At 69.6% G+C, this 9,014-nt stretch carries 12 protein-coding genes and 1 pseudogene; all 13 read right to left on the bottom strand.

The window, feature by feature from the left end; translation table 11 throughout:
• Nucleotides 1-95 precede the first annotated feature (95 nt).
• Nucleotides 96-578 (bottom strand): annotated as a pseudogene (locus tag IE178_RS34775) (tyrosine-type recombinase/integrase); the annotation flags it as partial.
• A complete protein-coding gene (locus tag IE178_RS34770) occupies nt 578-760 on the bottom strand; it encodes a helix-turn-helix domain-containing protein (RefSeq protein WP_193515033.1) in 183 nt (60 codons plus the stop codon). The gene IE178_RS34770 and the pseudogene IE178_RS34775, both read right to left, overlap by 1 nt.
• Nucleotides 753-2,099, bottom strand: a complete 1,347-nt coding sequence (locus IE178_RS34765) for a replication initiator (protein WP_193515032.1) — start codon at nt 2,097-2,099, stop codon at nt 753-755. The genes IE178_RS34770 and IE178_RS34765 overlap by 8 nt, the downstream gene beginning before the upstream one ends.
• Before the next feature lie 112 nt (nt 2,100-2,211).
• Complete coding sequence (locus tag IE178_RS36520; protein WP_318280419.1) at nt 2,212-2,520, bottom strand: SpdD-like protein; 309 nt, start codon at nt 2,518-2,520, stop codon at nt 2,212-2,214.
• 20 nt (nt 2,521-2,540) lie between these two features.
• Nucleotides 2,541-2,696: a hypothetical protein gene (locus IE178_RS34755; protein WP_193515030.1), complete on the bottom strand. Its 156-nt coding sequence runs from the start codon at nt 2,694-2,696 to the stop codon at nt 2,541-2,543.
• 15 nt (nt 2,697-2,711) lie between these two features.
• The gene (locus IE178_RS34750) at nt 2,712-2,891 is read right to left on the bottom strand and encodes a mobile element transfer protein (RefSeq protein WP_037930767.1); all 180 of its coding nucleotides are present in this window, start codon (nt 2,889-2,891) and stop codon (nt 2,712-2,714) included.
• 15 nt (nt 2,892-2,906) lie between these two features.
• Complete coding sequence (locus IE178_RS34745) at nt 2,907-3,590, bottom strand: DUF2637 domain-containing protein (RefSeq protein ID WP_193515029.1); 684 nt, start codon at nt 3,588-3,590, stop codon at nt 2,907-2,909.
• 88 nt (nt 3,591-3,678) lie between these two features.
• Entirely contained in the window at nt 3,679-5,046 is a 1,368-nt protein-coding gene (locus IE178_RS34740; RefSeq protein WP_193515028.1) for an FtsK/SpoIIIE domain-containing protein, read from the bottom strand.
• Between the two features lie 5 nt (nt 5,047-5,051).
• Entirely contained in the window at nt 5,052-5,399 is a 348-nt protein-coding gene (locus tag IE178_RS34735; RefSeq protein ID WP_193515027.1) for an SCO3933 family regulatory protein, read from the bottom strand.
• A 180-nt stretch (nt 5,400-5,579) separates the two neighbouring features.
• Complete coding sequence (locus IE178_RS34730) at nt 5,580-6,401, bottom strand: protein phosphatase 2C domain-containing protein (protein WP_193515026.1); 822 nt, start codon at nt 6,399-6,401, stop codon at nt 5,580-5,582.
• The gene (locus IE178_RS34725) at nt 6,398-7,249 is read right to left on the bottom strand and encodes a sigma factor-like helix-turn-helix DNA-binding protein (protein ID WP_193515025.1); all 852 of its coding nucleotides are present in this window, start codon (nt 7,247-7,249) and stop codon (nt 6,398-6,400) included. Before IE178_RS34725 ends, IE178_RS34730 begins: the two co-directional genes overlap by 4 nt.
• Nucleotides 7,250-7,424: 175 nt before the next feature.
• Nucleotides 7,425-7,814, bottom strand: coding sequence for an ATP-binding protein (locus IE178_RS34720; protein ID WP_193515024.1), 390 nt, complete (start codon nt 7,812-7,814; stop codon nt 7,425-7,427).
• Nucleotides 7,815-7,911: 97 nt separating this feature from the next.
• Nucleotides 7,912-8,763 carry a helix-turn-helix domain-containing protein gene (locus tag IE178_RS34715; protein ID WP_193515023.1) on the bottom strand — a complete coding sequence of 284 codons (852 nt, stop codon included), beginning with the start codon at nt 8,761-8,763 and terminating at the stop codon, nt 7,912-7,914.
• Nucleotides 8,764-9,014: the final 251 nt, after the last annotated feature.

The following is a 9,014-nucleotide window of genomic DNA, read 5'->3' as shown; positions in this document are numbered from 1 at the left end:
CGCCAGCCAGGCAGCGACCGAACCAGTGAACCTGAAACCACGTCAAACCGCCCTGACCTGCTAGTCAGCCACTCCCACGCAGCGGGGGAACCTCAGTTCCGCGTGATCAGTTCCTCGCGGCACGCGGAGGACAGCGCCGAACGCAGCACGCGGTGTGCCTCCTTGGCTGTCGCCGCGGTGGTCTTCTCCTCCAGGCGGACGAGGAAGCGGCGAACGTCGGCGACGCCGAGGGATTCGAGCCGCTTGGCACCGAGGAGCGGCACCAGGTAGAGCCGGACGTGCGCTTCGTACTTGTCGTACGTGCTGAGCTTGCGCCGAGGCTTGATGACGTTGTCCAGCCAGTACGGCAGCCACTCGGCGAGCCTGGCCGACCGGGTCGGCACGGGCACGCCCTGGTCGACTTTGTCGAGCAGTTCCCGGCGCTTGGCGTCGCACTCGGCCCAGGTCTTGCCGTAGGCGAACTTGCGGGCACGGGTGCCGTCCGGCTGGAGGACGTACACCGCGCACTGGAAACGGCCGTCCTTGCGCTTGGTGATGGTGCCGGCCCCGTTCGGGTTGCGCCTGCGTTGCTGGGCCATCAGGCCGCCGCCTCCATTTCGTTGATGATGTACTCGCGGACGGCCCGCGCCGGAATGCGGCGGCACCGGCCGATGGTGATCGAGGGCAGGCGCCGGGACCGGATCAGGTCGTAGACCGTGGAGCGACCGACCTTCAGCCGCTCCATCACGTCGGGCACCGTCAGCAGCTCGTCATCACGCATGGGTCGGTTCTCCTTCCGTTCCGGGAGAGGGTTGGCGAGAGGTGGCAAGCCAGGTCTCTGCGGCTGTCAGACCGGTTCCGGCGAAGCGCCAGTGAGAGAGGACGAGCACGGTGTCCGGGTCGGGCAGCGGGTGGCCGGCTTCGGCCGCGCGTGCGCGGGCCAGGGCTTCGTTGTGGTCGGCGCGTTCCTGGCGGAGGGCGCCGAGGGTGACGGAGTAGGCGCGGGACTTGGTGGAGAAGTGGCCGCGGAAGCCGAGCATGTGGGCCCACTTGCGCAGGCGTAGGTCTTCGAGTTCGGGCAGTGCGCCGAGGTGCCAGCAGGTGAGGATCATGCGTCGGGCGTGGTCGGTGACGCCGGAGCCGATCAGGTCGGTGATCGGGTTGCGGATGGGCCGATCGAGGGTGCCCGCAGTCTCGGCGCCCTTGGTGGCGTACTTGGCGATGTAGGCGGCCACGGCGCGGCTGGATAGTTCCGAGGTGCCCGCGAAGTCGGCCGAGCGGATGGGGCGGATGTCGAGCTGTTCGCCGAAGCGGAAGGCGTACGCGTGGCCGCCGAGGACGGGGCCTGGCGCCTCGGCGAGGCGGGCCGCCGAGCGGATCGCGTCGGTGAGCAGTTCGGTCGTGGCCCAGGGCGGCGGGGCGTCCTCGGCACCGTCCGGGCCGTCGAGGCGGATGACGGCGTGGAAGTGGACGGCGCCGCGCCGCTGGTACTCGGCGACCTTGGCGTAGGAGACCTTGAGGCAGTGGCGCAGCGCCGAGCGGCTGATGCCCGCGCGGGAGGCGAGCTGTTGGCGCAGGTAGGTGGTGAAGCGGCCCCACAGTGCCCCGGCGTGTGCGTTCCACAGGACGGCCGTGCGGTAGTCGTAGCGGTCCGGGTCCAGGGGCGTGCCGAGGGCGGGGTCGTCGTCCGCGTGGAGGCGTCCGCAGCGGCACCGGCCGCCGCCGGGGCGGTTGTGGACGGGGCCGAAGGACGGGGCAGTGAAGGTGGCGAAGACGCGGGGGTGTTGGGCGACGCCGGGGCTGATGCCCTTGCCGCCGCTGAGACCGGCGGTGACGAGGTGGAAGGTGTCTTTGCGGTACACCTCGGCGCAGGTGGCGCACCGGGTGGCCCGGCGGTTGTTGCAGCGGATGAGGAGCTGTCCGGCCGGAAGGTCCCGGTCGGTGATCTCGCGGACGATCTCGCCCGTGGCGGCGTGAACGTCGAGCCGGTGGCCCTCCATCCGCACGGGCCGCTCGCATCCGCCAAGGCGCTGGATCTGTCGGGCGTAGGCGCTGAGGTCGCCGTGCCGGGCGAGGGACGCCAGATGACGGATGGCTCCGGCCGGAGCCGTGGAGTGCATGTGCGGTTTCCTCCTGGCAGAGAAGTCGAGGGGGCGGGATGACGAGCCCTCGCCCGACTTGTCGAGGGGGCTAGACAGTGCAGGCAAGCCGGGCGGGCGGAAGGCGGCGAGGTCAGCGGCGGTGGAGGAGGAGGGAACGGAGGACGACGGCGCACACGGCCACGGACGCGGCCGTAATGGCGACGGCGAGGAGCATGGAGACAAGGACGGTTCCGACGACCAGGACCACGGCGGTACCACCGCCAACGAGGGCGAGCGCGGTGCCAGGGGTCAACTGGACGGCCGGGCGTGACGGCGCCAGGGGCACAGAGGCCGGCTGCGGAGCCGCGACAGCCGGAGTGATGGCGGTCGGCTCGACTACGGCGGGCGGAGTAACCAGGCCGGTCGGCTGGGGCATGGGCGGAATCTTCGGCTGGAACATGGGCGGGTCTCCCTTCGTGGTTACTTGACGGCTGTGTCGATGACGGGGGCCAGCAGGCTGTCGGCGATGAGGTAGCCGCCGAGGAGCAGGACGGCGATGAGCCACCAGGGCGGGCGGATGAGCTTGACGCCGAGGGTCCCGACGACGAGCAGGGCGAGCCAGAGCGGAACGTCCATGGCGGTGGTCTCCTGTCAGGCCGAGCAGCGGTGGGTACGGGCGGCGAGTTCGGCGGCGGCGCGGCTGTCGTACTCGGCGGAGAAGTCGCAGCGGGGCGCGGTGCAGGCGGCCAGGTGGCGGTTACGGCCGCGGTCGATGTACGAGGCGACGTTGACCGGGCCGATGCGGCGGACGTTGCGGAAGCGCGGGTTCATGGTGGTGCTCCTCTCTCAGAGGTGAGCGGCGACGGATGCGGTCATGGAAGGGGGCAAACCGAGCCGGGCGCGTACGGCGTCGGGATCGGCGGGGTGACCGGTGGTCGAGCGGTGTTCGTCGGCCAATGCCCGGACGCGGTCGACGAGGGCGGGCGGAAGGGCAACGGCCGGAGCAGGCGCCGGGGGCGAAGCGGCAACCGGTTCGGCGGCAGGCTCTAGAACGGTGAGCGGTGCCGGGAGCTCAACGGCGACGGGTGAGGCGGGGCGTGACTCCGGTTCCGCGGCTGTGGTTGACGCGGCCGGCTCCCTTGGCTGTTCCTGTATGTGTGGTGCGTGGGCCAGGAGGGTTCCGCCGAAGAAGGCGACGGCGGGCCAACCCGCGACCGTGACGCGGAGCCAGGCCGGTACGTCGTCCAGGTCGAGGAGTCCGGCCGTGGCGACGTTGGCGCCGAGGGACGCGGCCAGGGCAATCAGGAACCACAGCCGCGGGCCACCGGCCGCCTGTCCTGCTCGCTGTGACTGACGCATCCGGCGCCAGGCGGCGACCAGGAGCAGGTCGACGCTCACGGGGTAGGCCCATGCCTTCCAGCCGTCCTGACCGGCCGCCGCAGCAAGGTCGTGCAGGTGGGAGAAGGACAGAGCACCGGCGATTACGGCCTGAACGATCACAGCGTCCACGCGAGCCAGGTGAGCACGCATCGGCTCGGTCTCCTTCCGGATTTCGGGCATGGGAGGGGTAGGGGCATGGCGTGAGGCGGTCACGCCGACCGTGGGAGAAGGGAGCGCGTTACTCGGTCACCGGGCGAGCAGCGAGGTCGGCAGCCGAGGACGAGGACGACTTGGCCGCCTCTGTGGCGACGACGGGCCGGAAGGCATCGAGCCGGGGCAGTTCCGGCGCCAAGGCGGCGGTGTCACGGCAGACGGCCGCCGCTTCGTCGAGGGTGAGGTGCGGTGAGCGGACGCGGGACCAACCGCCGGAGGAGTCACCGACGACGGCGACGCCGGGCCGGTCGGCCGGGATCGAGGTCGCGGCCAGCGCCGCTTCGGGGGAGACGTCGGCCAGCGCCATGTTCGCCGACGACTCGTCGTTGACGCGGTGGCAGACCCGGCCGGTCAGCTGAGCACGGAGCATCGTTGCGCCCCTGCCGAGTTCGGAGCCGAAGCGCTGGCCGCACACCTCCAGGTATATGCCGGCTGCGCGGCCGAGCTGGGCGAGGCGGATGAGCTTGGTAACCATGGCGTCCCGCCGCTTCTCGTCCTCCTTCCCCGCGGCGAGGAAGAGTTCTGCCACTTCGTCGACGACGACCACGACCGGCACCGGCCGTACGTCGCCCGGCAGCCCCCACACGTCCGAGGTGAGCACGGCGTCCGGGCCAGCCGCGCCCGAGAGCCCGATGAGGCGGAACCGCGCCTCCATCTCCTCCACCAGGGCGTCGAGGAGATCGTTCGCCCGGTCCGGGTGGTCGGCGAGCGCGGACAACCGGGGAGCGAACGGCGCGAGTTCGACACCCCACTTGCAGTCGATGCCGACGAGCACGACCGGTTGCCGGGCCAGGCCGCACAGCAGGTTGCGCAGGTAGACGGACTTGCCGGACTGCGTCGCGCCGAGGATGAGTTCGTGCGGCACGGTGCGGAAGTCCCGTACGTGCCATGCCCCGTCCTCCCGCAGAGCGAGAGGCAGGCGGAGCGGGCCATTCGTCTGCCGACGCCGGGCGGGACGGACCTCGGCGAGTACGTCCCAGCCGACCAGGCGCAGTTCGAGGCGTCCCGGCTTGGTGGAACGGACGTGCACAGCGTGAGCGCCCCAGGCGTGCCGTAGCCGGTCGGACGAGGCGGTGAAGTCCTCGGGGGCCTGCCCGGCCGCCAGACGCAGCCGCATGACGAGACCGGATCCGGTCGGCCACGGAAGCGAGTGACGAGGCGGTACAGGAGCCGCCTGCCACCCCACCACTCGCGCCGTGGCCCGACGGATGGCCGAGGCGGGAACCGTCAGGCCGCACGCATCCATCGTGGCCCTATACGAGGTGAGTACCCGCAGCGCGACGGCCGGGTACCCGATGAGCCACCAGAACAGGACCGGCAGTCGGCGGCGGAGCACGAGCAGCGCGGCCAGGACCAGCAGGACCGCTAACAGCACTCGGACGATGTCAGCCATGGCCGTCAGCCCTGAGCCGGTGCAGCGGCGTTGACCATGACGGCGTCGGCCCGGTAGGCGATGCCGTGCCGGGCGCGCCCGCCGAACTCACTTTCCCAGGGCCGGGCCACCAGGCCCGACAGGAAGACCGGTGCGCCCATCACCAGGCCGTCGCCGATGCCCTGTTCCGGGACGGTGACCCTGATCATGTCCGAGCCGCCGGCCGCGATGAACACCAGCTCCAGCGTCATGAGCCGCTGGTTGGTCACCGGGTCCACGGCGACTTCTCCGGTCTGCCGGTCCCTCACCTTGACCTCGGGCAGCTTGGTGACGAGGAGCGTCGCGTCCGAAGTGTTCACGGGGATGACACGCATTTCAGAACCTCACTGGACGGTGGGCACCGGTCGCCCGGCACCGCGAGAACTGAGTACCCCCCTAGACACCGCAAGGAAGGTCGACCCCAACTGTCTAGGGGGGTTGACGACCACCGTAAACCGACACCCCGTCGACTGTCTAGGGGGGTATACGTACGTGTCTCAGCGTCCGCCGACGCCTTACGGCAGCGCCCAGTGAAGGACGGTGGCGTCGTCCCGCACCTTGCCGCGCGGCCAGCGTCGGCCGTCGAGGTCGCTCGCCTCCGCTTCGCGTACGCGTCGGATCAGCTCATCCGGCCCGGAGGAGTCGAGTACGGTCAAGGTCTGTCGCCAGTCGTCGAGGCCAAAGCGGTCGACGAGGCGCGTTGCACCGTCGCTCATCAGCGTCACGGATGCCAGTGATTCCAGCGACACCGTCCCTGTCAGGGCGTGTTCGGCCGCCTGCGGATCGGGGCCGGCGATCCAGAAGCCGCCCGGCCGGTTGCGAAGTCCCGTCAGGGCGTCCCGGTACTCGGCGAGAGCGGCCAAGTGTTCAGGCGAACCAGTAGGTAGCGCATCGACGGGCCCACGCAGCCGCTTGCCGACCTCGTCCAGGCGCCGGTCGGTAACCACGTCCACACCCCCGCTCCTGTCGGCGAGGAGCAGCGAGGAGTCACCAAGGCCGAGGTACTCGAGGACTCCCCCAACGGCCCGTACGGCAACGACCGTGCTGGTCGGACTGGCCCGGTAGGTCAGATCGCAAGTGTCCTCGTGCAGGGCCCGGACGAGGCCGATGGAGTCGGCCAGGCAGTCAGCGAGCGACCGGGCCGGCTGCACGGTGATACTGCGCAGCAGCAGGCCACCCAGGGCCGAGGAGAACCAGGCGACACCATGCGTGCACCCGGTCTCAGCACCTCCAACACCGGCACCGTCGAGGAGGACCGCCGCGCCGGGAGCGGCAGCGGCGAAGTCCTCGTTCTCCCGGTCCGGTTCAGCGGGTAGCGAGGCGAGGGTGATCCTCACGCCGACGTGTCCTCGTCGTGCCGGTACAGGGGGCAGAGCAGTTCGACGGACTGCGGTTCACTGGTCTCGGGGTCGTACTCAACGCCCACCAGCGTGGAGAAGCGGCGGTCCCCCACCTGCCCCCACAACGTGTTGAGGTCGTTGGCGAGCAGCTGCACGACACCGAGGGAGCCTTGCGTGTGGATACCGGCGATGGCGAGCAGCGAGCCGGAGCCGTCCGGGCGGGACAGTCGGCCGAGGTATCCGACGTCATACGGGCGGGCCGGGTGGCTGTCCTGTCCCGACCGGTGCACGGTGCCGGTACTGCGGTCCACCACCGTCCAGGGCCCGTCCTCCGCGCGCTCCCAGCGCAGTACGGGATCCTGCGCGTACGTCTCCCACATCTCCTGAGACATGCGCGGCCCGCAGACGACGACCAGGCCGTCACGGTTGAGGTCGATGTCACCGCTCACCGGTACGTGCTCCGACGTGACGTCGAGCCCGTACGACCGCGCCAGGTCTTCCAGACGCTTGCCGGAACTGACGTCGTCGACGGCGACAACCGTCCGCCCGCGCTCATCATCGCGCCGCAGCGGAGTGGCGACCGTGACAGCGCCCCGTCCGAGAAAGGCGCCTTCCGGTGCCGGACCGGTGTGCCGGATCTGGTGAATGCGCCCGCGGCTCAGACCCGCCTTCGCGGCGATCTGCGCATACGACAGCCCTTGCGCGTGGAGGTCCTGAACCACTCGCCGACGGAGCCGGGCCAGCTCGGTCACCTCTTGCTGCGCATCGGCCAACCGAGTCGTGACCTCGCGCAGGAGCAGGTACGGATCGTCAATCGCCATGATCCGTTGCAGCTCGTCCGACATGACCTCACCTCCTAGCAGTAACCAGGAGTCTAGGGCCCTAGACGGTATGGGCGGGAGACGCCGTCCCGACCGAACACCGATCACGTAGAACATGGCCCGCCGCCGGGGAACACCTCGGGGACTCACCTGCCACTACCCCCGACGCGACCACGGGGCGCGGCCGGCCAGAGGACGGTCACACGCCCTCCCGCGCGAGATCAGCCCACACTGAGCGACCCTCCGGCCAGGTCTTCACGCCCCAGTCCTTCGCGCAGGCGGCGATCATCTGCAACCCACGGCCGCCCTCTTCCTGACCAGTCGCGTCGCACAAGTGCGGTACGCAGTCGCCACCTTGGTCGACCACCTCGATGCGGACGAGGTCGTCGCCGAGGCCGAGCACGACGAGGAACCAGCCGCCGACCGAACCGCTCAGCGTGTGCCGCACGGCGTTGGTCGCAAGCTCACTCACGACCAGGACGGCATCGTCGACGGGCCCTTGTTCGTGCAGCAGGGCGGCGATGAAGTGACGGGCATGCGCCACTTCCTCAGGCAGCCCGGGGAAGGCACGGCACCACTTGGAACGCATGGGACTCTCCTCACCTACGTCTAGGGGGCTAGACAGCCCAGCGGCAGAGTATTCCCAAGCACCACCAGCAGACCAGGCATTGAGAGGAATTATTCCTCTAAGGGGTGACGGCGTCTCCCAAGTCGCGGAACTCCTTCATCACCAGCAATAGCAGCTCCCGCACCTCATCACCGAAAACTGCGGCCTGCTCGAAGCGGCCGAACGTCTCTTCGTACGAGGCAACTTCAGCAACGTCGCCGGACACGCGCTCACTGCTGAAGGTCTCCACCACGACGGCCCGCCGATCGCACAACGTGAACCCGTGGCGAGGCAGGACCGGCACCGGCCGCCGCCAGGGGATGACTCCGAGCCGTACCGTGCTCAGACTCTCGACAGCCAACAAGCGGTCGAGCTGGGCAAGCATGAGAGCCGGGGTACCGGGCCAGGTCCGCAACACAGCTTCAGTCAGCACGAACACCGACTCCCGCCCCGGCTCGTACAACACGCTCTGCCGCTCAACACGAGCCGCGACGGCCCTGCCAACTTCCCCAGCCGTTGCGGTCGGCGCGCTCTCGAAGACATGACGGGCGTACTCCGCGCTCTGGAGCATGGCCGGAAGAACGACACATTGGAACGAGCGCACCAGTCGAGCGGACCGAACCTCCTCATCAACCGTCATGCCGGCAGGAGTAGCACCGCCCGTCGATTGGTCAGAGTCGGCGGCAGCCTCCACCGCGGCCAGGAGCTCCCGAACCTCACCCGCAGTCGCCTCGTCGAGGCCGAGGGCACGCGAGAGCCTGTCGAGTACATCGGCACTCGGAACCATGCGCCCAGTCTCGACCTTGGATACGGTCGGCTGTCCCACTCCAGCGCGCTGTGCCAACACGGCACCCGTAAGGCCGGCCTCTGCACGAAGCCCACGAAGACGCGCCCCGAGCACCTTGGTCCGTTCCCGCCGTTCACTCCCCATGCCCAGGGTTCTACACCACGCGCCAGCAGCAGCCAGGCTTGCTAAGCCCCGCCAACCGTCAGCTGGAACCGAACTGTCAAGCATCTACCGGGACCGGACACGACAGCAGCCCGAGCATGATTCAAACTTTCTCTACTGGTTCAAGGCGGCTCCGTAACTGGCTGTTCTCTAACCGTTCGCGTGGTCGGTCCGATTCGAACGGGGCGCTGGATCGGGTGAGTTGGCCGGTGCGGAGGCATGGCAGGAAGGGC

The organism is Streptomyces griseoloalbus (genome assembly GCA_014650015.1).
Taxonomy (GTDB): Bacteria; Actinomycetota; Actinomycetes; order Streptomycetales; family Streptomycetaceae; genus Streptomyces; species Streptomyces griseoloalbus.
Note: the sequence above shows the minus strand (reverse complement) of the source record. Positions and strands in the feature narration are given on the sequence as shown.

Bases quoted from the DNA above. Each gene is read 5' to 3' on its own strand.
- IE178_RS34770 (WP_193515033.1), bottom strand. From the start codon at position 760: ATGCGTGATGACGAGCTGCTGACGGTGCCCGACGTGATGGAGCGGCTG.
- IE178_RS34765 (WP_193515032.1), bottom strand. From the start codon at position 2,099: ATGCACTCCACGGCTCCGGCCGGAGCCATCCGTCATCTGGCGTCCCTC.
- IE178_RS36520 (WP_318280419.1), bottom strand. From the start codon at position 2,520: ATGTTCCAGCCGAAGATTCCGCCCATGCCCCAGCCGACCGGCCTGGTT.
- IE178_RS34755 (WP_193515030.1), bottom strand. From the start codon at position 2,696: ATGGACGTTCCGCTCTGGCTCGCCCTGCTCGTCGTCGGGACCCTCGGC.
- IE178_RS34750 (WP_037930767.1), bottom strand. From the start codon at position 2,891: ATGAACCCGCGCTTCCGCAACGTCCGCCGCATCGGCCCGGTCAACGTC.
- IE178_RS34745 (WP_193515029.1), bottom strand. From the start codon at position 3,590: ATGCGTGCTCACCTGGCTCGCGTGGACGCTGTGATCGTTCAGGCCGTA.
- IE178_RS34740 (WP_193515028.1), bottom strand. From the start codon at position 5,046: ATGGCTGACATCGTCCGAGTGCTGTTAGCGGTCCTGCTGGTCCTGGCC.
- IE178_RS34735 (WP_193515027.1), bottom strand. From the start codon at position 5,399: ATGCGTGTCATCCCCGTGAACACTTCGGACGCGACGCTCCTCGTCACC.
- IE178_RS34725 (WP_193515025.1), bottom strand. From the start codon at position 7,249: ATGTCGGACGAGCTGCAACGGATCATGGCGATTGACGATCCGTACCTG.
- IE178_RS34720 (WP_193515024.1), bottom strand. From the start codon at position 7,814: ATGCGTTCCAAGTGGTGCCGTGCCTTCCCCGGGCTGCCTGAGGAAGTG.
- IE178_RS34715 (WP_193515023.1), bottom strand. From the start codon at position 8,763: ATGGGGAGTGAACGGCGGGAACGGACCAAGGTGCTCGGGGCGCGTCTT.